The 23,568-nt window shown below is 50.7% G+C and carries 18 protein-coding genes and 1 other RNA gene; 7 read left to right on the forward strand and 12 right to left on the reverse strand.

The features are described from left to right. Positions 1-121 precede the first annotated feature (121 nt). The 8 genes from CLFS41_RS28155 to ssnA form a co-directional block, all read right to left on the reverse strand. A complete protein-coding gene (locus CLFS41_RS28155; RefSeq protein WP_007860310.1) occupies positions 122-2,632 on the reverse strand; it encodes a heavy metal translocating P-type ATPase in 2,511 nt (836 codons plus the stop codon). Between the two features lie 44 nt (positions 2,633-2,676). Next, complete coding sequence (locus tag CLFS41_RS28160) at positions 2,677-2,979, reverse strand: metal-sensing transcriptional repressor (RefSeq protein WP_045094251.1); 303 nt, start codon at positions 2,977-2,979, stop codon at positions 2,677-2,679. Positions 2,980-3,141: 162 nt separating this feature from the next. Next, the gene (gene hydA / locus CLFS41_RS28165) at positions 3,142-4,524 is read right to left on the reverse strand and encodes a dihydropyrimidinase (RefSeq protein WP_045094252.1); all 1,383 of its coding nucleotides are present in this window, start codon (positions 4,522-4,524) and stop codon (positions 3,142-3,144) included. 34 nt (positions 4,525-4,558) lie between these two features. Continuing rightward, positions 4,559-5,044, reverse strand: a complete 486-nt coding sequence (locus CLFS41_RS28170; RefSeq protein WP_040415668.1) for a GNAT family N-acetyltransferase — start codon at positions 5,042-5,044, stop codon at positions 4,559-4,561. 107 nt (positions 5,045-5,151) lie between these two features. Next, complete coding sequence (gene xdh / locus CLFS41_RS28175) at positions 5,152-7,734, reverse strand: selenium-dependent xanthine dehydrogenase (RefSeq protein WP_007860315.1); 2,583 nt, start codon at positions 7,732-7,734, stop codon at positions 5,152-5,154. Positions 7,735-7,771: 37 nt separating this feature from the next. After that, positions 7,772-8,011 carry a DUF3343 domain-containing protein gene (locus tag CLFS41_RS28180; protein ID WP_007860316.1) on the reverse strand — a complete coding sequence of 80 codons (240 nt, stop codon included), beginning with the start codon at positions 8,009-8,011 and terminating at the stop codon, positions 7,772-7,774. Positions 8,012-8,151: 140 nt separating this feature from the next. Beyond that, positions 8,152-11,136 carry a putative selenate reductase subunit YgfK gene (gene ygfK, locus CLFS41_RS28185; protein WP_007860317.1) on the reverse strand — a complete coding sequence of 995 codons (2,985 nt, stop codon included), beginning with the start codon at positions 11,134-11,136 and terminating at the stop codon, positions 8,152-8,154. A gap of 249 nt (positions 11,137-11,385) precedes the next feature. Next, positions 11,386-12,717 carry a putative aminohydrolase SsnA gene (gene ssnA, locus CLFS41_RS28190; RefSeq protein ID WP_007860318.1) on the reverse strand — a complete coding sequence of 444 codons (1,332 nt, stop codon included), beginning with the start codon at positions 12,715-12,717 and terminating at the stop codon, positions 11,386-11,388. A gap of 326 nt (positions 12,718-13,043) precedes the next feature. Here ssnA and CLFS41_RS28195 point away from each other — a divergent pair, with 326 nt between their 5' ends. From CLFS41_RS28195 to CLFS41_RS28220, 6 genes are all read left to right on the forward strand, one after another. After that, positions 13,044-13,709 (forward strand): helix-turn-helix transcriptional regulator, encoded by a 666-nt coding sequence (locus CLFS41_RS28195; RefSeq protein ID WP_040415099.1) that lies wholly within the window; start codon positions 13,044-13,046, stop codon positions 13,707-13,709. A gap of 70 nt (positions 13,710-13,779) precedes the next feature. Beyond that, the gene (dpaL, locus tag CLFS41_RS28200) at positions 13,780-14,988 is read left to right on the forward strand and encodes a diaminopropionate ammonia-lyase (protein ID WP_007860324.1); all 1,209 of its coding nucleotides are present in this window, start codon (positions 13,780-13,782) and stop codon (positions 14,986-14,988) included. Positions 14,989-15,103: 115 nt separating this feature from the next. Further along, positions 15,104-16,414 (forward strand): YgeY family selenium metabolism-linked hydrolase, encoded by a 1,311-nt coding sequence (locus CLFS41_RS28205; protein WP_347469206.1) that lies wholly within the window; start codon positions 15,104-15,106, stop codon positions 16,412-16,414. Between the two features lie 288 nt (positions 16,415-16,702). Beyond that, positions 16,703-17,896 (forward strand): knotted carbamoyltransferase YgeW, encoded by a 1,194-nt coding sequence (gene ygeW, locus CLFS41_RS28210; RefSeq protein ID WP_045094253.1) that lies wholly within the window; start codon positions 16,703-16,705, stop codon positions 17,894-17,896. Positions 17,897-18,035: 139 nt separating this feature from the next. Then, complete coding sequence (arcC, locus tag CLFS41_RS28215) at positions 18,036-18,983, forward strand: carbamate kinase (protein ID WP_007860331.1); 948 nt, start codon at positions 18,036-18,038, stop codon at positions 18,981-18,983. A gap of 20 nt (positions 18,984-19,003) precedes the next feature. Beyond that, the gene (locus tag CLFS41_RS28220) at positions 19,004-20,374 is read left to right on the forward strand and encodes a nucleobase:cation symporter-2 family protein (RefSeq protein WP_045094254.1); all 1,371 of its coding nucleotides are present in this window, start codon (positions 19,004-19,006) and stop codon (positions 20,372-20,374) included. A gap of 139 nt (positions 20,375-20,513) precedes the next feature. Here CLFS41_RS28220 and CLFS41_RS28225 read toward each other — a convergent pair whose 3' ends face one another. After that, the gene (locus CLFS41_RS28225) at positions 20,514-21,395 is read right to left on the reverse strand and encodes a DMT family transporter (RefSeq protein ID WP_007860335.1); all 882 of its coding nucleotides are present in this window, start codon (positions 21,393-21,395) and stop codon (positions 20,514-20,516) included. A gap of 126 nt (positions 21,396-21,521) precedes the next feature. Continuing rightward, positions 21,522-22,295, reverse strand: coding sequence for an SIMPL domain-containing protein (locus tag CLFS41_RS28230; protein WP_045094255.1), 774 nt, complete (start codon positions 22,293-22,295; stop codon positions 21,522-21,524). A gap of 230 nt (positions 22,296-22,525) precedes the next feature. Between CLFS41_RS28230 and ssrA the strand changes: the two genes are divergently transcribed. Further along, positions 22,526-22,865, forward strand: a transfer-messenger RNA (tmRNA) gene (gene ssrA / locus CLFS41_RS29690). Positions 22,866-23,030: 165 nt separating this feature from the next. Here ssrA and CLFS41_RS30545 read toward each other — a convergent pair. Both CLFS41_RS30545 and CLFS41_RS30585 read right to left on the reverse strand, forming a co-directional pair. Then, the gene (locus tag CLFS41_RS30545; protein ID WP_200895123.1) at positions 23,031-23,198 is read right to left on the reverse strand and encodes a hypothetical protein; all 168 of its coding nucleotides are present in this window, start codon (positions 23,196-23,198) and stop codon (positions 23,031-23,033) included. 180 nt (positions 23,199-23,378) lie between these two features. After that, on the reverse strand, positions 23,379-23,568 hold a 190-nt coding region (locus CLFS41_RS30585), incomplete at its 5' end, for a hypothetical protein (RefSeq protein ID WP_207642656.1).

Raw genomic sequence — 23,568 nt, forward strand, 5'->3', positions numbered from 1 at the left:
AATGATCCCGGCAAGCGCTTTTCATCCATGTGATGCAGCGCCTAAAACTAAAAATATTGCGTGGCAGCTGTTTTCCCCGCCACGCAATATACTTATACACCCCCAGTGGACAAGAGCACCTTTACCGGATATCCAAAACCTTGTAATCCTGGTCTTCCACCGTCTTCCTCAGCACACTGTCATCCACCGGCCCGTTCAGGGTCACCACTGCCGTGCCCGCCTCGTGGCTTACCACCGCCTCTTCCACCTGTGCCAGGCCCTCCAGGCACTTCTTTACCCTGGCCTCACAATGTCCGCACATCATTCCTTCAATCTTCATTGTCTTTACCATTTTCTTTTCTTCCTTTCTTTTTACCTTGATCTTTTTATCCCTTGAGCCATCATACATCTTAAAAAAGTTAAGCCGGAGCGCGTTGGTCACCACACAAAAACTGGACAGACTCATGGCCGCTGCTCCAAACATGGGATTCAGTTTCCATCCAAACACCGGATACCAAAGACCTGCTGCCAAAGGTATTCCCACTGCATTGTAAAAGAATGCCCAGAACAGGTTCTCGTGTATATTGCGAAGAGTTGCACGGCTCATACGGATCGCGGCCGGCACATCCCTTAAACGGCTCTTCATCAGCACCACGTCCGCCGCGTCAATGGCAATATCCGTTCCTGCCCCAATAGCAATACCGATATCAGCCCTTGTAAGGGCCGGAGCATCGTTGATGCCATCGCCCACCATGGCCACTCTGCCCTTCTTTTTCAGGGAGCGGATCACGCTCTCTTTTCCATCCGGCAGCACGCCTGCGATCACTTCGTCCACACCGGCCTGTTTTCCCACTGCCCTGGCCGTGCGCTCATTGTCGCCGGTAAGCATCACCACATGGATTCCCATGTCCTGAAGCTCCTTTACGGCCTGAGGGCTGTCTTCCTTCATGGTGTCGGCCACGGCAATGATGCCGGCCATCACGCCGTCACGGCTGAAGAACAGAGGCGTCTTTCCTTCCTCCGCCAGCCGCTCGGACTGGGTCTTCATCTCCTCGGTCACCTGAGCCTGGCTGCTGATAAATGTAAAGTTGCCGCCGCATAAAAGGCGGTTTTCCAAAACTGCGGACAATCCGTTGCCGGGAAGGGCCTTAAAATCACTTACCTCCTGTGCCCGGATGCCCAGCTCCCCGGCCTTTACAAGCACCGCCTTTGCCAGGGGATGCTCGCTCTTTTTCTCCAGGGAGAATGCCAGCTCCAGCAGCTGCCGTTCCGTGATACCCTCCGCGGGTATCACATCCGTTACCCTGGGCTCGCCGCTGGTAATGGTTCCTGTCTTATCCAGGGCCACGATCTCCATCTTTCCCGTCTCCTCCAGGGAAACGGCTGTCTTAAACATGATCCCGTGCTTTGCTCCCATTCCGTTGCCCACCATAATGGCCACCGGCGTTGCCAGTCCCAGGGCACAGGGGCAGCTGATGACCAGCACGGAAATTCCCCTTGCCAGGGCGAATCCAATGCTTTCTCCGGCGATCAGCCATACCAGCATGGTCACAGCCGCAATGGCGATCACGGCCGGCACAAATACCCCGGATACCCGGTCCGCCACCTTGGCAATGGGCGCTTTGGTGGCCGCCGCATCACTTACCATCTGTATGATCTGGGACAGCGTGGTATCCTCCCCCACCCGGGATGCCTCACACACAATATAACCGGACTGGTTCACTGTGGCTGCGGAAACCTGGTCACCCGCGCTTTTGTCCACCGGTATGCTCTCTCCTGTCAGAGCGGACTCATTCACCGCACTGCTTCCCTCCAGCACGATCCCGTCCACAGGGATATTCTCCCCCGGCCGGACCACAAAGATATCCCCCTTTTTCACCTGGTCAATGGAAACCTCCGTCTCCACGCCGTCCACCTTCAGGGTGGCTGTCTTGGGCGCCAGCTTCATCAGGCTCTTTAAGGCGTCCGTAGTCCTGCCCTTGGAGCGTGCTTCCAGCATCTTTCCCACTGTGATCAGGGTCAGGATCATGGCTGCTGATTCAAAGTAAAATTCATGCATGTATGACATGACGCCGGCCATGTCCCCGTTCACCTGGGCATCCGTCATTGCAAACAGTGCATACACACTGTAAACAAAGGAAGCCCCTGATCCCAGAGCCACCAGCGTATCCATGTTGGGAGCCCTATGTATCAGCCCCTTAAAACCGCTGATAAAAAACTTCTGGTTGATCACCATGACAATACCGGTGAGAAGTAGCTGCAAAAGCCCCATGGCCACGTGATTATCCGCAAAGAAAGCGGGAACCGGCCAGTTCCACATCATATGCCCCATTGAAAAATACATAAGGACGATCAAAAATCCCAGGGAATAGTACAGACGGCGCTTTAAAACAGGTGTCTCCCTGTCCTTTAACATGTCATCGGTGTCACCCGCAGAGGGCTTACTTGCCGTCTCCCCCTTCACAGCCGCACCATACCCTGCGGCTTCCACTGCCTTTACAATCTCCTGGCTGGACGCGCTTCCTTCCACGCCCATGGAATTGGTCAGCAGGCTGACCGAGCACGAAGTGACGCCCGGCACCTTGGCCACTGCCTTTTCCACCCTGGCGCTGCAGGCCGCACAGCTCATGCCTGTCACTGTATATTGTTCCATATTGCACATCTCCTTTCTCTATCTAAAAGCAATCCTTCAGATCTCTAACGCATCAGTTTCTGGATGGTGGCCACCAGCTCGTCTATGGTCTCCTCCTTGCCGTCCCGGATATCATTTACCACACAGCTTCGGATATGGCTGGCAAGCAGTTCCTTGCTGAAGCTGTTGAGCGCTGCGTTCACAGCCGCCACCTGTACCAGGATATCCGTACAGTACGCATCCTTCTCCACCATGCTCTTAACCCCCCGCACCTGACCTTCGATCCGGTTTAACCGGTTGATCAGGCTTTTATATTCCTGCTCTGAACGCTCCTTTGTTTTATGGCAGCAGCATGTTTCCTTCTCCACTTTGCATTCTCCTGTCTGTTGTATTTTTATATACCCCAATGGGGTATCTGCTTACAAGCTGATTATATACCCTGACGGGGTATATTGCAAGCCTTTTTTTATTTTTTCATAAAAAAAGGCGCTTATGCACGTGATCAGCTGCGTACATAAGCGCTTTTATGACTATAAATTATATTTTCCCCGCTTCACAAACTTGCCGGCCTTTTCAACCACCACCTGATGGTCTTTCACCACCTGACTGCCCCGCAGGAATACGCTTTCAATGCGGGCTGTCAGCCTTGTGCCCTCAAACGGCGCATAATCCACGTTCTGCACCTGGTTCCCGGCTGTCACCACATCATCCACGCCAGGCCGGAGCACTACAATGTCAGCATCACTGCCAGGGGCGATGGCGCCCTTGACCGGGTACATTCCATAGAGTTTGGCCGGATTCTCTGAGAGCAGCTGGCACATCTTCTCCTGTGTGATCCTTCCTCCATCCACACCATATGTATACAACAGGGTTCCCCTGGTCTCCACTCCGGGCATCCCCCCCGGTATCCTGGTAAAGTCATCCTTGCCAAGGGCTTTCTGCTCTGTGGTAAAGCTGCAGTGGTCCGTGGAAACCGTCTGGATGGTTCCGTCTGCCAGGGCATTCCACAAACACTGTGAATCTTCCTTTTTCCTCAGAGGCGGGGCACACACATATTTAGCTGCTTCCATGCCCGGAAGAGAATACAGGCTGTCGTCCATAAGGAGGTACTGCGGGCAGGTCTCCGCATAGACCTTCTGTCCCCTTTTCCTGGCTTCCATAATCACGTCATAGCCTTCCTTACAGGTGAGATGAACCACGATTACAGGAATGTCCACCACCTCTGCCAGGCGCAGCAGTCTGTCAATGGCCTCCGCCTCCGCTGCCGCAGGGCGGGTGGCCGGATGGCTTTCCACTCCCATCTTTCCGGCTGCCTTGGCCTCTGCCTGAAGGGCCGCGATCATTCCGCTGTTCTCACAGTGCACCCCGGTGATACCGCCCACTTCCTTTAACCTGCGCAGGATCTCAAAAATAGTCTTGTCATCCACCTGGGTATCATATGTCATATACAGCTTAAAGGAGGTAATTCCCTCCTCCATCATATCGTCCAGCTCCCTGCTCACAGACGGGTTCCAGTCTGAAATGGACATGTGGAAGCCATAATCGCAGGAGCATTTCCCATCCGCCTTTTCATGCCAGTTCCTTAATCCGTCCGCCAGGCTCTCCCCTGTATACTGGGTGCCGAAATCCACAATGGTGGTGGTGCCGCCCCTGACAGCTGCTTTAGTGCCTGTAGCAAAATCATCCGCTGTTACAGTACCTGCCACATGCAGGTCAAAATGGGTGTGAGCGTCAATAAATCCCGGAAACAGCAGACAGCCTTCCACATCCACCACACCGGTATCCCGGTCCGTCAGGCGCTCAATCTCCTCCGGGCTTCCCACTGCAACCACCTTTTCCCCATGGATCAGCACATCCTCCCGGAAGCTGCCGCTGCCGGTCACCACTGTTCCGCCTTTTAATACTTGTTTCATCTTCCTCACTCTCCTGTTCTGTGATCTACACAAGTTATGCCTCATCCGCCATTTCCTGAAGCCGCTCCCCGTCAATACGGTACACGGTCCAGTCACTCATGGCCTTTGCTCCCATACCCAGATAGAAATCAATACTGGGCTTATTCCAGTCCAGACACCACCATTCCAGACGGCCGCATCCCCGCTCCACTGCAACGGCTGCCAGCTGCATCAGAAATGCTTTGCCATATCCGCGGCCCCGGTACTCCGGACAGACATACAGATCTTCCAGATAAATGCCTCCCCTGCCCAAAAAGGTGGAAAAATTGTGGAAGAACAGGGCAAATCCCACGGTCTTTCCCCCGCAGCTTCCCAAAAGGACCTCGGCCTTCTCCTTTTCAAACAGCCATTTGGTCAGCAGCTCCTCCGTGGCGACCACCTGGTCCAGCATCCCCTCATAGTCAGCCAGTTCCCTTATAAAAGTAAGTATCTGAGGCACATCGCCACGTCTGGCAAAGCGGAACTCTATTGTTTCATCCATAGATGTCATCTTTCCCTCCTTATGTGGAACAAGCGAAAAGCGGGATGTCCGCCTTTCGCTGTCCTTTTACACTGCCCGGCAGGGTGTATCTGGCCCGGCAAATGTCTTTATTTCTTTTTCTTATAGAATGTATTCTCCATTGGCAGTTTGGTACGCAGTATATGATCCATGGCATAATAAGCGCCCTGGGCGGCCGGAGCCGTAGGAATGGTAGCAATCTCTCCGATTCCTTTTGCGCCGTATGCAAATGGAAGCTGTTCTTTCTTCTCCACATAGATGGCGTGGATATCCGGAATCTGGGTAGAACGCATCAGACCCAGTGTGCCATACTTGGCCTGGGGAACACCGTTCTTTAACGGGAAGTCCTCTGTCAGGGCATAGCCCAGTCCCATAAGCACGCCGCCCTCGATCTGTCCCTGAATGGAGATCGGGTTCACCACCTTGCCGGAATCGTGGGCCGCATATACTTCTTTTACTTTTCCCTCATCATCCAGGATCACCACATGGGTTGCAAAACCATAAGCCACATGGCTCTTGGGATTGGGCACATCTGCTCCCAGTTTGTCGGTGGGGTCAAAGAATTCCGCAAAGAACTCTCTTCCCTCCAGCTGGGACATATCGCCGCCCGCTTCCTTCAGCGCCTCTAAAACATCTGCTGCAGCCATTCTGACCGCCTCGCCTGTGATCAGGGTCTGGCGGGAACCGGAGGTGGTTCCTGAATCCGGTGCAACCTCGGAATTGGCGCCCATGTTCTTAATCTGTTCCTTCTTAAGCCCGGTCACCTCAGCCACCATCTGTACGAATACGGTTGCGCATCCCTGGCCGATATCGGAGGCAGCTGCATATAATTCCACCTTGCCGTTATGGACTTTCAGCTTTGCGCGTCCCTTATCAGGAAGGCCCACGCCCACACCTGCATTCTTCATGGCACAGGCAATTCCGGCCCTGCCCTGATTACTCTCATATGCGTCCTTAACTGCCAGAAGTGTTTCTTTCAGTGCGGTGGAGCAGTCTGCGATCTGGCCGTTGGGCAGCACCTTGCCCGGTTCAATGGCGTTGCGGTAACGGATCTCCCAGGGGGAAATGCCCACTTTTTCAGCCAGCAGGTTGATATTGGATTCCAGGGCAAATTCACTCTGGCATACTCCAAATCCCCGGAAGGCTCCTGCCGGAGGATTGTTGGTGTAATAACCAAATCCGCGGATATCCGTGTTCTGGTAACAGTATGGTCCTACGGAATGGGTACAGGCTCTTTCAAGCACCGGCCCGCACAGAGACGCATATGCACCTGTGTCAAAATAGATCTCACAGTCAAGGCCTGTGAAGATTCCGTTCTCATCACATCCCAGGGTAAATGTTCCTTCCATTGCGTGGCGCTTCGGATGGAAATTAATGGATTCCTGTCTGGAGAAAATCACCTTAACAGGTCTCTGTACCTTTAATGCAGCCAGTGCGGCAATATGCTGGGTGGAAACATCTTCTTTTCCGCCAAAGCCGCCGCCAACCAGTTTATTTTCCACTACAATGCGGTCCGGATCCCAGCCCAGCATAATGGATATCTCCTTGCGGGTATCATACACGCCCTGGTCTGAGGAGTAGACTTTAACACCGTCCTTGTACGGGAATGCCACAGCACATTCCGGTTCCAGGAATCCGTGCTCTGTAAACGGCGTGGTATAGGTCTGGGTCACCACATACTTGGAATTCTCCAGCGCTTTCTTTGCATCTCCGCGGGTCACATGGCGGCTCTGGCACAGATTTCCCTTTTCGTGCACCTTTGGCGCATCCTCAGCCATGGCCTCATGGATGGAGCATACGGGTGTCAGTTCCTCATAATCAATCTTGACCAGTTTTTTTGCATCTTCCAGGATATCCCTTGTCTCAGCCACTACCAGGCATATGGCATCGCCTACACACCGGGTGATGTCACCCTTTGCGATCATAACGTCCCAGTCCTGTTGGAGATGCCCCACCTTATTATTGGGCACGTCTTCGGCTGTCAGCACAGCCAGTACGCCCGGAAGTGCCATGGCCTCCTGGAAATTGATATCCAGCACTTTGGCCCGGGGATACTTAGAACGCACTGCGGAGGCATATACCATTCCCTCCATCTCCACATCTCCCGGATATTCACCATATCCCAGCACCTTTTCCCTCACATCCAGACGGAATGCGCGCTCTCCCACGCCATAAGAATCCCCTTTTTCCAGGGATTCCTCAATCTTTGCATCCCCTCTCAGGATCGCTGCTGTCAGCTGGATCCCTTCTATGATCTTCTTATATCCGGTACAGCGGCAGATATTTCCCTTCAGGGCAAACTTGATCTCCTCCTCTGTGGGATCCGGAACCCTGTCGATCAGCGCCTTTCCGGCCATTACCATACCGGGAGTACAGAACCCGCACTGCACGGATCCCATTGCGCCAAAAGCGTACACAAAGGCTTCCTTCTCCGCATCGCTTAACCCCTCTGTGGTGATGATGTTCTTACCCACTGCGCGCTTCGTGGTCAGTATACAGGATTTAACCGCCTTCCCGTCTACCACGATCGTACACGTACCACAGGCCCCCTCACTGCATCCGTCCTTAACCGAATGGAGATGAAGGTCCTCCCGCAAATAGCGCAGCAGCGGTTTATCCTCGCTGGTGCTGCGCATCACACCGTTTACTGTAAAACTATAGTTCTCTCCCATCTTTACCTCCTGCCTTCACGTTCCATCGCAAATAGCTTTATAAAAAAAGATTATAAGTCCCCTCTGTCTCTATCCCGGCCTCCCGGATCAGCGTTTCAAGCGTTTCCCTGTCACCGGCCGGGGCGCTCCAGGCCATGCCGCATCCGGCGCTGATCTGCCGTGGGACAGGTATGAGCCGCCCCGGACTCCCGGACTCTTTTGCGCTCCGTTCCATTTTCATAGCCATGGTTGTGGTGTGGAACGTAAATACCACCTTTTCTGCCTTTTCCCTTGCCATACGGAAACACCTCGTCCCACTGTCATACTCTGTTCCTGACAGAAGCTTTTGTCTCTATTCTCGCGCGAGAATAACGTTACTTTTTTAACAATCTTGTGATAACAGAGTTCCCATATTTATATGGGAACTCATTTTTTTATTTATAGCATATAGGAATAATCATTGATCACAGCTGCAATTATCTTCCGGATCCCCTCCGGTACATCCTCATTAGCGGAGCCGACCGTATAATCCGTCACCTTGCCCTGAAGCCTTACCTTGCATGTGCCTGCCGCCGCATCTGTTACCGTGAAGCCCTGATTCTTACTGTTCTCCATATCCGCCTCATTGGCAAACAGGGTGAATTTGTCAAGATAAGGAGCGCTGTCCCATGGGCAAAAGCTCTTACAGTTGCCGCACTCATTACACATATAGTCCACATGGATGATCTGGTGCTTATCCATTCCCGGCACTACCAGGGAAATGTTAGCCCTGTTGGGGCATACTTCCACACAATTCTCACAGTAGCTGTTACAGGACAGACATCTGGTACTGTCAATGATCTGGTCATTTTCCTCCGCCAGCCTGCCCTTGCGTCCATAGATGGTATCTGCATCAGACTGTTTGAACAGGTCTTCTGCCAGAACCTTTCCAATGATGGCCTCAGCTGCCGCCTTGCCATCGCGGATGCCCTCCACAACCGTTGCCGGTCCGAAGAGGCCGTCACCAGCCACGTACACGCCCTTTACAGAGGTCTCCAGTGTATCCTGGTTTACCTGAGGACGTCTTCTGCTGTCCAGAACAATACCGCATTCCTCATAGAACGCGCCCGGCACCTTCTCACCTACGGCTGCGATCACAGTGTCAGCGGGAACGGTCACGATCTCATCCGTCTCCACCACACCGCGGCGTCCGCTGGCATCAAATTCGCCCAGAACCATCTTCTTGCAGTACAGGTTTCCGTTCTCCAGCTTAACAGGGGCCAGAAGCTCCGCAAACTCAACTCCGTCCTCCACTGCCATTACCAGTTCTTCCTCGTCAGCCGGCATATAACGTCTGGTTCTTCTGTATACCAGGGAAACCTTCTCAACGCCTTTATTTCTCTTGGCCGCCCTTGCGGTATCCATGGCTGTGTTGCCGCCGCCGATAACCACAACGTTCTTTCCTAATTCCACATTTCCGTCCGTGGCCTTAAACTGTGCCAGGAAATCCAGCGCATTCATGGTATCCCCTGCCTCCAGCTTAAGGATCCCCTTATCGGAAGCGCCCACGGCCAGGACCACATAATCATATTCTTTCTTTAATTCATCAACGGATGTGATCTCTTTTCCAGTGACCAGTTCCACACCCATGGCCGCAACAATCTTCACGTCATTGTCAATTGCCTCATCTGAGATACGGAAGCCCGGGATCACATTGCGGACAACGCCGCCCATCTTTTCTTCCTTTTCAAAAACAGTGACTTTCATGCCGCCTCTTGCCAGGAAATAAGCCGCTGCCAGTCCTGCTGGTCCTCCGCCTACCACAGCCGCCTTCTTGTCAGTGGTCACAGCCGGTTTCTCAAACTTGGCCATCACTGCCTCAAAGCCGCCCTCTGCCGCCTCTAATTTAGTCCTTCTGATATCCACAGGGCTCTCATAGAAGTTTCTGGTACATTTGCTCATACAGTTATGGGCACAGATAGTACCGGTGATAAACGGAAGTGGGTTCTTGTTAAGGATGACCTCCAGCGCCTGCTCAAACTCACCTGCTCCTGCAAGCTGCAGGTATCTGGTGATATCCTGATGGATGGGGCAGCCTTCCTGGCAGGGAGCCACAAAACAGTCCGTAAGGGGCACCGGCTTCTTGATCTTTCTGGACGGAAGGGGCTTTACCGCCTTTACATGGTGCTTGTCGTTCTTCACAGCTTCTACCAGTGCAGCGGCTTTGTCCCCGTCCACACCTTCAAATGCAGCAACGTCCTTGCCCGCAAAGATCTGTCCGATCTGCTCCAGCCTCTCATAACCGCCGGGCTTTAACATGGTGGTTGCCATGGTTACAGGCCAGATGCCCGCGTCCACGATATCTTCAATATTAAAGTAATCAGCGCCGCCTGAATAGGAGATGCGCAGGTTTCCGCCAAAGTCCTTGGCCAGTCTCATGGCAACTGACATGGATAATGGGTACAGGGACTTTCCGGACATGTACATCTCTTCGCTTGGAAGCTCGTTCTGCTTTACATCCACCGGGAATGTATTGGTGATCTTAACGCCGAATTCCAGCCCCTTCTCATCCGCCAGGGCCTGCAGTCTCTGAAGCATGGGAACCGCATCCCCATACTGCAGATCATCCTTAAAGTGGAAATCCCCGAATGCAACATAGTCGTAGCCCATGTCATCCATCAGCTTCCTTGCATACTCATAGCCCAGAAGGGTGGGATTGCATTTGATGAATGTATGTACTTTCTTCTCCTCGATCAGGTAGCGGGCAATGCGCTCGATCTCCTGCGGAGGACATCCGTGCAGGGTGGAAAGGGTAATACAATTGCACACCTCCGGTGAAATGCTCTCCACATCTTCCTTAGTCACCTTCTCAAAACGGTCCAGATGATCCAGGAGCCACTGTCTGCACTCGTTAAATACAGGGGCTGCGGAAGCATCCTTCATTCCCTCGATAAACTTGTCGATCTTCTCTGTCTTGATGCCGTCCAGGTCATAGCCAACGGACATGTTAAACTGGAATCCGTCCATTGCGCCAAGGCCGTATTCCTTTGCCAGTACCTTACATGCAAACCAAGCCTTCACGTACTCGTCAAATGCCTGGGGCACGTACAGCTCTGTGGACCACTCACAGTTATAGCATTCATCATCCGCCTTGATACATGGCTTTGCAACGGGAAGGTCCTCGCCGTCCAGCTTCTGTACGGTCTTCAGTTCAAAGAAACGGCTGCCTGCCACGTATGCGGCTACAATGTTCTGGGTCAGCTGGGTGTGGGGTCCTGCCGCAGGGCCAAAGGGTGTCTCCAGCTTACGGCCGAATATCTCATAGTTCTTAGATTGGTCTGCAACAAACGGTCTCTTGATCCCAAAAACAGCACCTTTCTCGTGCTCCTTAAGAATCCAGTTCATCAGATTTCCAAATGGAATCGGTGTCATAATATCGCTCATTTTATCTTATCCTCCTTGCCTTTCCCCGTTTTTTACCGGGGGCTTACCTTATTATAAGCACCAGACCAGGTCCCAGCACCGGATACAATCTCCTCCATCCGGCCAAGCCGCCCAGGACTGTCCGTCCTGAGGTGCTAAATCCCGCCGCCCTGCAATCATTGTCTACTTAAATTATACATGCTGTGCATTTTTTTATATAGAGGAAAGCCTATCCATCCCTGGAAGGCGGTTCCTCATTTACCTTCAAGCTTAACCGTTGATGGAGCGCTCCAGCTTCTTAGCCTCTTCCCTAACTTCATAGAGGATCTTCTCCTCATCCATGCCCACCAGCTCCCTGTCTTTCATCAGGACCTTGCCGTTACATACAGTGGTGACCACGCTCCTTCCGGTCATGCCGAACAGGATATGCCCGTTGATATTAGAAGCATCCATGGGGGTTAAGGGGATATAATCCGTGACGATCACATCAGCAGCAGCACCTTCCTTCAGCACTCCCAGGGGCTTTTTAAAGTAACGGTTTGCAATCTTTGCATTGCCCTCAAAGAGCATCTGGGGAACCTCTCCCCATGCAGCGTTGGCATCGCACAGGTGATGCTTGTGCAGCACGTTCGCAACCTTAAAGGACTCTGTCATATCATGGGTGTAGCCGTCTGTTCCAAGACCGGTCAAAATACCTCTGTGTACGATCTCCATGGTGGGAGGGCATCCGCATGCATTTCCCATGTTGGATTCCGGGTTATGTACAACCATGGTATCCGTATCCTTGATCAGCTCCATCTCGTGGGGATTCACATAGATGCAATGGCCCAACAGTGTCTTGCTTCCTAAAATATTGCAGTCCATGAGACGGTCCACGATCCTCTTGCCATACTTTTTCAGACAGTCATGAAGATCCTCGATCCCCTCAGCCACATGGATGTGGTACCCAACCTCGGCGGGCTTGTTGGCTGCCGCCAGTTCCATGGTCTCATCTGAGATGGTAAACTGGGCATGCATACCCATCATTCCGGCAAACATGTCTGTCTGGTCAGCCAACGCATGTTTGATCCATGCCGCATTCTCCATAACAGCCGCCTTTGCCTTGTCCATACCGTCCCTGTCGGAAACCTCATAACACAGACAGGTCCTGATCCCCATCTCCTTAGCGGCATCCTCTATTGCAAACAGGCTGTCGTGGATCTCGCCAAAGCTTGCATGGTGGTCAAATACAGTGGTCACACCATTCTTAATGGAATCCAGATAAGTCGCCCTTGCGCTCTGGCGTGTCTGCTCATTGGTCAGGTGGCGGTCAATGGTCCACCACATTCCGTCCAGGATATCCAGAAACCCCTTGGGATTGTAGCCCTTGATGGAAAGCCCTCTGGCCATGGCGCTGTAGATATGCTCATGGGTATTGATGAACGCCGGCATGATGACGCCCCCCTTAGCGTCAATAAATTCAGCCTCAGGAAATTCCTTCCTGATCTCCTCTAGTGTTCCAACCTTACTGATGACTGTTCCATCCATTGCCACGGCACCGTTTTCAATAAATGGATTTTCAGCGTCCCTTGTCACCAGACGTCCGTTCCCGATCACTAACATAGCCTCTTCTCCTTTTCTTTTATAAAATGCTTATAAATTGTATGTATCAGTGTGAAACAATTTGTCCTAAAAGCCTTATTAAATTCATAAACTTTAATAAGATAGAACAGGACTTCCTGTAACCCTATACTAACACCTTATAAACTCATTTGCAAGCATAAAATGCAAAATTTTTTAGATATTCTAAATTTTTTTGTAAAAACCTCTTGCAATTCATTTTTTTTGTGCTATGATGGAATCATAAACAACGCATCACAAATTAGCGAAATGTTTATTGTACAAAGTAACCATAATTTGAAGAGTCCGAGGAAAGGAAGATGAAAGCTATGTCATACACACTAGACCTGCTGAAACAGCTTGCAGATGGCCTTGCGAGACAGTTCGGACCAGACTGTGAAATTGTGATCCACGACCTGGAAAAGCATGACTTGGAACACTCCGTTGTACATATTAATAACGGGCACGTGACCAACCGCCGGGAAGGGGACGGTCCCTCCAAAGTAGTATTAGAAACACTTCACAAGGACCCGGCTACCTTAAAAGACCATCTTGGATACCTAACCCGTACATCCAACGGCAAGATATTAAAATCAAGCACCTTTTACATTCGTAATAAGGAGGGCACATCCATTGATTACCTGCTTTCCATCAATTACGATATAACCGGACTGATGACTGTGGACCGCTCCATCAAGGCGCTCATCGATACCGAACCCCAAGCGGATGTGAAACAGCAGCCCGAGCAGATCGTCCACAATGTCAATGACCTGTTAGACACCCTGATCGAACAGTCGGTGGCTCTCATAGGAAAGCCTGCCGCACTGATGAATAAGGAAGAAAAGGTAACCGCCATCCAGTTCTTAAATGATGCGGGCGCTTTCCTTATTACCAAGTCAGGAGATAAGGTTTCCAAGTACTTCGGAATCTCCAAATTCACTTTGTACAGCTACATTGACGTAAACAGCCGCAAGTCCGATGACAAGAACGGCTGACCTGATGACGGCAACACATAACATGAACATATAAAATCAATCAACGCACATACAAGGAGGATTATGTAAAATGGATCAGAAGATTCTATGGGCGGTCAATCATATGCCAAAGACAGATGATAAAAACCTGCCTATCATGGGACTTGAGGAGATAAAGAAGGCCAGGACCTTCCATGAAAGCTTTCCTCAGTACACCAAGACACCACTTACAAGGCTGGATCACATGGCCGGGTATCTGGGGGTAAAAGATGTTTTCCTGAAAGATGAGTCCTATCGATTTGGCCTGAACGCATTCAAGGTGCTGGGCGGTTCCTTTGCAATGGCCCGCTACATTGCCAGCGAGACCGGCAAGGATGTTTCTGAACTTCCCTACTCCGTCCTCACTTCTGACCAGTTAAAAAAGGAATTCGGCCAGGCAACCTTCTTTACAGCCACAGACGGAAACCACGGACGCGGGGTTGCATGGGCAGCCAACCGTTTAGGACAGAAAGCCGTTGTACATATGCCTAAGGGCTCCACTCAGACACGTCTTGAGAACATTGCCAAGGAAGGCGCGCAGGTAGACATCCAGGAGATGAACTATGATGACTGTGTCCGTCTGGCAGCTAAGGAAGCGGATGAGACAGAGAGAGGCGTGATCGTACAGGATACCGCATGGGACGGCTACGAGGAGATTCCGGCCTGGATCATGCAGGGCTACGGCACCATGGCCATGGAGGCCGGCGAGCAGTTAAAGGAATACGGCTGTGAGCGCCCAACCCACATTTTCGTACAGGCAGGCGTTGGTTCCCTGGCAGGCGCTGTTGTGGGATACTTCTCCAACCTTTACGCTGACAACCCTCCCACATTCGTGGTTGTGGAAGCGGAAGCTGCTGCCTGCCTCTATAAGGGAGCGGCTGCCGGAGACGGCGCCATCCGCATTGTGGACGGCGATATGGAGACCATTATGGCAGGGCTTGCATGCGGCGAGCCAAACACCATTTCCTGGGATATCTTAAAGAACCATGTAAAAGTATTCATCGCCGCTCCCGACTGGGTAGCTGCCACAGGTATGCGCATGTTGGGCGCTCCCATCAAGGGCGATGCACCTGTTACCTCAGGTGAGTCCGGCGCTGCTCCATTCGGCGCACTGGCAGCCATGATGACCATGGATGAGTACAAGGATTTAAGAAGCGACATTGGACTGGATGAGAATTCCAAGGTCCTGCTCTTCTCCACTGAAGGCGATACGGATCCTGACCGTTACAAGAACATTGTATGGAAAGGTCTCGATAAATAATCACCCAATCATCATCAAAAACCCAATCACCACCGCTGCCCTGGGATCCACCCCGCCAGGCGGCACCACCACTAATAAATACAGTATATATATGGAGGAAATGAAAACAATGAGTCTGGATTACGCAAAAATCAAAGAAGCTGCACAGAATTATGAGAAGGATATGACCAAGTTCTTACGCGATATCGTTAAGTTCCCGGGCGAGAGCTGCGATGAGAAGGCACACATTGACCGCATCGCTGAAGAGATGAGGAAACTGGAATTCACCAAGGTTGAGATCGACCCAATGGGCAATGTATTAGGCTACATGGGAACAGGCAAGACCCTGATCGGTTTTGACGCACATATTGATACCGTTGGTATCGGAAACAAGAACAACTGGAACTTTGATCCATATGAAGGTTATGAGAACGAGACAGAGATCGGCGGACGCGGTGTGTCTGACCAGTGCGGCGGTATTGTAAGTGCTGTTTACGGCGCTAAGATCATGAAGGATCTGGGATTGTTAAGCGACAAGTACACGGTTCTGGTAACCGGTACGGTTCAGGAAGAGGACTGTGATGGTCTTTGCTGGCAGTATATCATCAACGAAGATAAGGTCCGCCCTGACTTCGTTGTATCCACAGAGCCTACTGACGGCGGAATCTACCGCGGCCAGAGAGGACGTATGGAGATCCGTGTAGATGTTAAGGGTGTTTCCTGCCACGGTTCCGCTCCTGAGCGCGGCGACAATGCGATCTACAAGATGGCTGACATTCTTCAGGATGTGCGTGCGCTGAATGAGAACGATGCTGCTGATGACAAGGAAGTTAAGGGCCTTGTAAAGATGTTAGATGAGAAGTTCAACCCTGAGTGGAAGGAAGCTAACTTCTTAGGACGCGGTACTGTTACTGTTTCCGAGATCTTCTTTACCTCCCCAAGCCGTTGTGCGGTTGCTGACTCCTGCGCCGTATCCCTGGACCGCCGTATGACAGCCGGTGAGACATGGGAGAGCTGCCTGGATGAGATCCGTGCCCTTCCTGCTGTTCAGAAGTATGGCGATGACGTTACCGTTTCCATGTATGAGTATTCCCGTCCTTCCTACAAGGGACTTACATACCCAATCGAGTGCTACTTCCCAACCTGGGTGATCCCGGAGGATCATGATGTAACCAAGGCTCTGGAAGATGCTTATAAGAACCTGTTCGGCAATGAGCGTATCGGCGTACCTGCTACCGAAGAGATGAGAAAAGCCCGTCCTCTGACAGATAAGTGGACCTTCTCCACCAACGGCGTTTCCATCATGGGACGTAACGGTATTCCTTGTATCGGCTTTGGACCCGGCGCTGAGGCTCAGGCTCATGCTCCCAACGAGATCACCTGGAAGCAGGATCTGGTTACATGTGCAGCCGTTTATGCAGCACTGCCAACTGTTTACTGCAAGTAATTGTTTCTCTTAATTTAGATTATTGTCCGCAGGGCGACTTTGCCGGCCGCCACTCAGTGTGGTGCCTCCCTCTGGTCCGCAGTGCCATCTTCTTGGCCTGCGGGGCGGCCAAAAAGCATAGGGCATTTTATGTTCGCTCTGCTCATTCGTATACCATTTTCCATGAAGTCCTAGTGACCTGTTGGGATTTCGGCGGCTTATGCTGAAAGCCGCCGAAGAACTCCAGGCCCAGGCATCCAAACGGTACCCCAAAAATTAATATAAAACATAATAAAAGGAGTCAATCAAATGAAAACATTACAGGATTACATTGATAAGTTAAACAAGCTCAACTTTAAGGAAATGTACGAGAACGATTTCTTCCTCACATGGGAGAAAACAGACGAAGAACTGGAAGCTGTCTGGACCGTTGCCGATGCGCTGCGCTATATGAGAGAGAACAATATTTCCACAAAGGTATTTGAAAGCGGTCTGGGTATCTCCTTATTCCGCGATAACTCCACACGTACACGTTTCTCCTTCGCTTCCGCATGTAACCTGTTAGGTCTGGAAGTTCAGGATCTGGACGAGGGCAAGAGCCAGGTAGCTCACGGCGAGACTGTTCGTGAGACAGCTAACATGATCTCCTTCATGGCTGACGTGATCGGTATCCGCGATGACATGTACATCGGCAAGGGAAATGCCTACATGCACGAAGTAGTTGACGCTGTTACTCAGGGCCACAAGGATGGTATCCTGGAGCAGAAACCAACCCTGGTTAACTTACAGTGCGATATTGACCACCCAACACAGTGTATGGCTGATATGCTGCACATCATCCATGAGTTCGGCGGCGTAGAGAACTTAAAGGGCAAGAAGTTAGCTATGACATGGGCTTACTCTCCTTCCTACGGCAAGCCGCTCTCCGTTCCTCAGGGCGTTGTAGGCCTGATGACACGTATGGGTATGGAAGTTGTTCTGGCTCATCCGGAAGGCTACGAGATCATGCCTGAGGTTGAGGAAGTTGCGAAAAAGAACGCTGAGAAGACCGGCGGATCCTTCCGTGTATCCCACGACATGGCTGACGCATTCAAGGATGCTGATATCGTATATCCAAAGAGCTGGGCTCCATTTGCCGCTATGGAAAAGAGAACCAATCTGTACGCAGAGGGTGATTCCGATGGCATCAAGGCTCTGGAGAAAGAACTGCTGGCTCAGAACGCAGAGCACAAAGACTGGTGCTGTACCGAAGAACTGATGAAGACCACCAAGGACGGCAAAGCTCTGTACCTGCACTGCTTACCAGCTGACATCAATGATGTAAGCTGCAAGGACGGCGAGGTTGAGGCATCTGTATTTGACCGTTACCGTGATCCTCTGTACAAGGAAGCCAGCTACAAGCCATATGTGATCGCTGCTATGATCATGTTAGCTAAGTTTGCAGATCCAGCTGAAATCTTAAAGAAACTGGAAGAAAAAGGAACTCCTAGAGTATTTAAATAAATCCCAAACTCATTCGTAGTACATTGTAGGGGCTGCCGGACAACGGTCCTGCAGCCCTTTTTGTCTCCAAAATAAGTTGTATTGTGCAAATAACAATGCGGGATACCCTCATATCCCGCCTATAAAGGGGAATTTCACTATGGAAAACAAGAAAAAACGTATTGTCATCGCATTGGGCGGCAACGCTCTTGGCAACACACTTCCTGAGCAGATGATAGCTGTTAAGATTACCGCTAAAGCTATTGTGGACCTCATTGAAGAAGGTTGCGAAGTCATCGTAGCCCATGGCAATGGCCCGCAGGTGGGCATGATCAACAATGCCATGGCCGCGCTGAGCCGCGAAGACGCAAACCAGCCTAACACTCCCCTCTCCGTCTGTGTTGCAATGAGCCAGGCATATATCGGCTATGACCTTCAGAATGCACTGAGAGAGGAACTCTACAACCGCGAGATGTACAATATCCCGGTTGCTACCATGATCACACAGGTACGTGTGGATGCAGAAGATCCTGCATTTGACACTCCCAGCAAACCAATCGGCCACTTCATGACCGAGGAACAGGCCAAGATCGCATCCGAAAAATACGGATACATCATGAAGGAGGACGCAGGACGCGGTTACCGGCGTGTGGTCGCCTCTCCAAAGCCTGCTGAAATTGTTGAAATCGGCGCTATCCGCTCCCTGGTTGACTCGGGTCAGCTTGTCATCGCATGCGGCGGCGGCGGAATTCCGGTTACCCGTCAGGGCAACCATTTAAAGGGCGCCAGCGCCGTTATCGACAAGGACTTTGCCAGTGAACTGTTAGCAGAGGAACTGAACGCTGATTTCTTAATCATCCTCACTGCAGTGGAAAAGGTAGCTATCAACTTCGGAAAACCGGAAGAAAAGTGGTTGGATAATCTCACACCGGACCAGGCCCATGTATACATGGAAGAGGGACATTTTGCCCCCGGCTCCATGCTGCCAAAGGTTCAGGCCGCTGTGAAATTCGCAGAGTCCAAAGATGGACGTACTGCACTCATAACCTTGCTTGAAAAAGCAAAAGAGGGAATCCAAGGACTGACCGGAACTCACATTCATCAATAATCCTAAGGAGGAACTCATATATGAATCAGGCCGGTAATCAATCAGCTTTATTTGACTATTATGGAAAACCCAGTTTTTCTCAGGCATTCCCACTTGCAATGCAGCATGTGGTGGCCGCAATCGTGGGGTGCGTAACCCCCGCCATTATCGTATCAGGAGCAGCAGGGCTAGATCCCACTGATAAAGTTTTTTTAATCCAGGCAGCCCTAGTAGTGGCAGGTTTAGCCACACTTTTACAGCTTTTCCCCATCGGCAATAAGAACGGTCTTCATATCGGAGCCGCCCTTCCTGTGATCATGGGTGTGAGTTTTGCATATGTCCCCAGTATGCAGGCCATTGCAGGCCATGAAAGCGGACTGGGGGTTCCGATGATATTAGGCGCCCAGATTGTCGGCGGCATAGTGGCAATTATTGTTGGCTTTTCTATTAAAAAGATACGTAAGCTGTTCCCGCCGTTGATCGCTGGTACGGTTGTATTCACCATTGGTCTTTCCTTATATCCCACTGCTGTCAACTACATGGCAGGCGGAGCAGGCAAACCTCTGGCAAGCGAGATCGGCAAACTGGGCTTTGGCTCATGGCAGAACTGGACAACTGCGTTGATTACTTTAGCCGTAGTTACCGTTTTAAATCATTACACCAAAGGCATATTAAAGCTGGCTTCCATCCTCATTGGCGTTATCGTTGGTTACGTTGTTGCCCTGGGCTTTGGACTGGTTGACTTTAGCGGCGTTGCCTCGGCTGGACTTTTCCAGTTCCCAACCCCGCTGCACTTTGGAGTTGTATTTGACCCATCTTCCTGCGTTGCCATCGGTCTTTTATTTGCCATCAACTCGATCCAGGCAATCGGTGACTTTTCCGCAACCACCACCGGCTCCATGGACCGTATGCCGGAGGACAAGGAGCTTCAGGGAGGTATTGTGGGTTACGGTATCTCCAATATCATAGGCGCTGTGCTGGGCGGACTTCCAACCGCCACCTACAGCCAGAACGTAGGAATTGTAGTGACCACCAAGGTAATCAACCGCATCGTTCTTGGAATGGCAGCCGTCATCCTGCTGGTTGCAGGCCTGATTCCCAAGTTCTCAGCAGTCTTAACCACCATTCCCCAGTGCGTACTGGGCGGTGCTACCATCACAGTATTTGCATCCATTGCCATGACCGGTATCAAATTAGTCATGACAGAGGACATGAATTACCGCAACACCTCAATCGTAGGCCTTTCCGTTGCATTAGGAATGGGCGTTACACAGGCAGCCAATTCCCTGGCAGCATTCCCTGACTGGGCCACCACCATTTTTGGCAAGTCCCCTGTTGTGGTTGCAACCTGTGTGGCAATCCTGCTGAATGTGATTCTTCCAAGGGAGAATGCAGCGGCTAAAAAGAATTAATCCTCATAATTGTAATGGTGATATATGATAAGAAAAATGCCTCCGGCCTGATCTGCACGGCCGGGGGCATTTTTCTTGTCCTTTTTCCCATTTTTCCTATACTGCCTACTTTTCCTATACTGCAGCCATTGCAGCCACATCACCCCTTTGGCGCAGTTCGCTTTTCCATCACGCTAACCACCACTCCCACGCAGATCAGCACACCGCCCACCACAAAATTCCAGGTAAGCACTTCGTGGAGAAGCAGCACTCCCAGGATGGATGAAGTCAGGGGCTGAAGAGGATAAAACATGGAGCACACGCTGGCATCCAGAAGCTTAAGGGCCATATTCCACAGTGTATGGGCCACTGCTGTTCCCACCACTCCCAGGTAGATACAGGACAGAACCGCTGTCCTGTTAATAACAGGAGGCTGCCCCATCGATTCCACAATGGCCGCGGGAACGGTGAAAATAAGGGCGATCCCCAACCCATAGAGGGCGATCTGTACCGGGTCATATCCGCCTGAAACCTTTCTGATAGCCACGGAAGCTGTGGACCACAACAGGACGGAGCACACAGAGGCCAGAACCCCTGCCATACTGATAGAGCCTCCTCCAATCCCCAGGATGATATATACGCCCACAATGGATATGCAGATGCTTACAATATGCTTTTTCTGTATCTTCTCCTTGAGGAAAATGGCTGCCAGCAGAGAGATGGTAATGGGGTTCATTCCATTGATCAGAGATGCCAGGGACGCGTCCAGCAGTTTTGTCCCCACCAGCTGGCATGTGATGGAAACAAAATAGCCCAGACCGCCCACGATCCAGATATATTTCCAGTGTCCCCTTTCTATGGGGCGCCTTGTTTTTCTAACCTTCAGCAGAATGCATAAAGCCGCTCCCGCAACCACGTAACGGACACAGAGCACCGTTACCGGTCCCATGGTTTCCAGGGCATATTTGCTGGCTATGTATACGCTTCCCCAGATAAAAGTGGTAATCACCAGGTATAGATAACCGATTCGGTTTTTCATCATTTACTCTCCTGTCCCCTGATTGATATGATCCAGGGCCAACATTGTAAATCATAATATATTTGCTGGAAAATATCAATATAAAACAGCGCCAGAAAAATCGTTTCCAGCGCTGTTATTTTTATCAGATTACTGAATCTCGTAATCCACTGTCACCTGGGCCTCCACACTGACCTCACCGGGCATGACCGCCATATCTGCTGCGGCAGCCATGGTCTCCGCTTTTGCGGCACCGGCTCCGCTGAAGGATGAATTTCTCACATAGGGGTTATATCCAAACTCCTCCACATGGGCAACGCCCACAATGCTCTTCCCGCTGGCTTCTGCCAGCGCATCCGCCTTGGCCTTTGCCACGGCCATGGCTCCTTTTAAAGCCTCCTGGTAGCTTGCATCATAGTTGCTGGAGAAATAGCTCACTGAATCGATTCCGTTCACTCCTGCTGCCACTGATTCGGATATAATGGTTCCTGCCTTGTCAATGGGGATATTCGACACGGTCAAACGGGTGGTCATCTCATACCCGGTCACCTCTTTATTGGATGAATTCCAGTCATAGATAGGATTTAGGCCGTAGGAAGAGGTCTGGATGGACTTTTCCTCCACGCCCAGGGACTTTAATGTCTCAATGGCCGCACTTAAATCTTTGTTGTTCTGCTCCTGGCACGCTGCCGCCGTATCCTTGCTGCTGTAAATGGAATATTCGATCTCCGCCATGTCCGGCACTACCTTTACCTCTTCCCTGCCTGTGACCGTGATCTTATTGCCGGTACTGTCCACGTTCTGTACCTTTAAAGTATCCGGAAACTGTGTCCCGGCTGCACAGCCTCCCAGGCCAAAGGTCACCGCTGCCATGGCTGCTGTCAATCCTGCCGCATATGCTGTTTTCTTCATGTTCATTTTCATAATTACCTCCCTTTCTTCCGGTTGACGAAAGATATTATCTGTTATCCCTATATTACCAGAAAGTGGAGATGATGGTATTTCTTTTCTCTTAAATAATAGGTGGATTTTGTTTACAAAGTTTCTACGAATTTATTTCGCCGGCCGCCCTTGACAGTTACCACAGAAACTGCTATTATGTAGGAAGCGCACGATTCGTTAGCATACCAGTCCTATGTATTTCTGATCATTCAGGGGTTGTACTGGTTTCGACGGGGGTCATGCAGCTGGTGAAGCTATCCCCATGCGATGGGTTAAATGGCAAAAATAAATATAAACGCTAACGACGAATTAGCTTACGCTGCCTAATGGTAGCTGTCAGCCTTAGAGCACTCACACTTTAAGAACCTGGCATCGACTATGTGAGAAACGACTTATGCAAAGCTTTGAGCATAGGGTCGTATCATGAAGCTACTAAAGCCATCCGGGTGTCCTTTCTCTGATGGTGGAGGGAATGTCAAATAAAGGACTATGATAGTAGAAGAACAGGGAATTGGTTTTCGGACAGGGGTTCGATTCCCCTCAGCTCCATTTTTAAGAGGTACGTATTTGCAGGAAACAACGTAAATACGTACTTTTTATTTTATTTAACCACATTGTAAATGTGGTTAAACTAACGAAAAATGTGCATTTTTATGTTGTGCCACAACACGAGCCACAACACGAAATTCTGTCTAAAAGGTATTAATTAAGGGATCTCTAAGGATCCCTCATTTTGTCAATGAACTCAATTACATCCTGAATCATTCTTTTCTCCTGCTTAGAATGTTCTGCGCTAAGCAGGATACTCCTGAATATCATATATTCCTCCTTTCTCATCAAAATTGCCTTGCTACACCACATGCAAATTTTATCATCTGTATCCATACCTCGCCCTCCTTTTAATTAGAGAACGAAGCAGATCACTTTTCCCTTCGCTTTGTCCCGATATCGGGACACTTTTTGTGTTTCACTGCTGATTCATACAAATCCTCGATTCCAATATGTAACCCTTCTGCTATCATCTCGGCCTCATGGAGGGTCATTGATACCTCTCCATTCTCTATCCTACTTAAAGCCGACTTTGATAATCCAGTCATGATTTCCATCTGCCGAAGGGATAATTTCCTCTCTTCTCTTATTTTTTTCAGCAGTATCTTCATAATTACGAATATACCACTTTTTTATCGTTTTGTGTTTGGAAATAAGTACCAGCACTGGAAACAAACAGCCAGTGCTATAATCAAAGAAAAAAGGG

The organism is Clostridium sp. FS41, assembly GCF_000954015.1.
GTDB classification, from domain to species: Bacteria; Bacillota; Clostridia; order Lachnospirales; family Lachnospiraceae; genus Enterocloster; species Enterocloster citroniae.

Excerpts from the sequence above, each read along its gene's own strand:
- CLFS41_RS28155 (WP_007860310.1), bottom strand. The coding sequence starts at position 2,632 with ATGGAACAATATACAGTGACAGGCATGAGCTGTGCGGCCTGCAGCGCC.
- hydA (WP_045094252.1), bottom strand. The coding sequence starts at position 4,524 with ATGAAACAAGTATTAAAAGGCGGAACAGTGGTGACCGGCAGCGGCAGC.
- CLFS41_RS28170 (WP_040415668.1), bottom strand. The coding sequence starts at position 5,044 with ATGGATGAAACAATAGAGTTCCGCTTTGCCAGACGTGGCGATGTGCCT.
- xdh (WP_007860315.1), bottom strand. The coding sequence starts at position 7,734 with ATGGGAGAGAACTATAGTTTTACAGTAAACGGTGTGATGCGCAGCACC.
- CLFS41_RS28180 (WP_007860316.1), bottom strand. The coding sequence starts at position 8,011 with ATGGCAAGGGAAAAGGCAGAAAAGGTGGTATTTACGTTCCACACCACA.
- ygfK (WP_007860317.1), bottom strand. The coding sequence starts at position 11,136 with ATGAGCGATATTATGACACCGATTCCATTTGGAAATCTGATGAACTGG.
- ssnA (WP_007860318.1), bottom strand. The coding sequence starts at position 12,717 with ATGTTAGTGATCGGGAACGGACGTCTGGTGACAAGGGACGCTGAAAAT.
- CLFS41_RS28195 (WP_040415099.1), top strand. The coding sequence starts at position 13,044 with ATGTCATACACACTAGACCTGCTGAAACAGCTTGCAGATGGCCTTGCG.
- dpaL (WP_007860324.1), top strand. The coding sequence starts at position 13,780 with ATGGATCAGAAGATTCTATGGGCGGTCAATCATATGCCAAAGACAGAT.
- ygeW (WP_045094253.1), top strand. The coding sequence starts at position 16,703 with ATGAAAACATTACAGGATTACATTGATAAGTTAAACAAGCTCAACTTT.
- arcC (WP_007860331.1), top strand. The coding sequence starts at position 18,036 with ATGGAAAACAAGAAAAAACGTATTGTCATCGCATTGGGCGGCAACGCT.
- CLFS41_RS28220 (WP_045094254.1), top strand. The coding sequence starts at position 19,004 with ATGAATCAGGCCGGTAATCAATCAGCTTTATTTGACTATTATGGAAAA.
- CLFS41_RS28225 (WP_007860335.1), bottom strand. The coding sequence starts at position 21,395 with ATGATGAAAAACCGAATCGGTTATCTATACCTGGTGATTACCACTTTT.
- CLFS41_RS28230 (WP_045094255.1), bottom strand. The coding sequence starts at position 22,295 with ATGAAAATGAACATGAAGAAAACAGCATATGCGGCAGGATTGACAGCA.
- CLFS41_RS30545 (WP_200895123.1), bottom strand. The coding sequence starts at position 23,198 with ATGGATACAGATGATAAAATTTGCATGTGGTGTAGCAAGGCAATTTTG.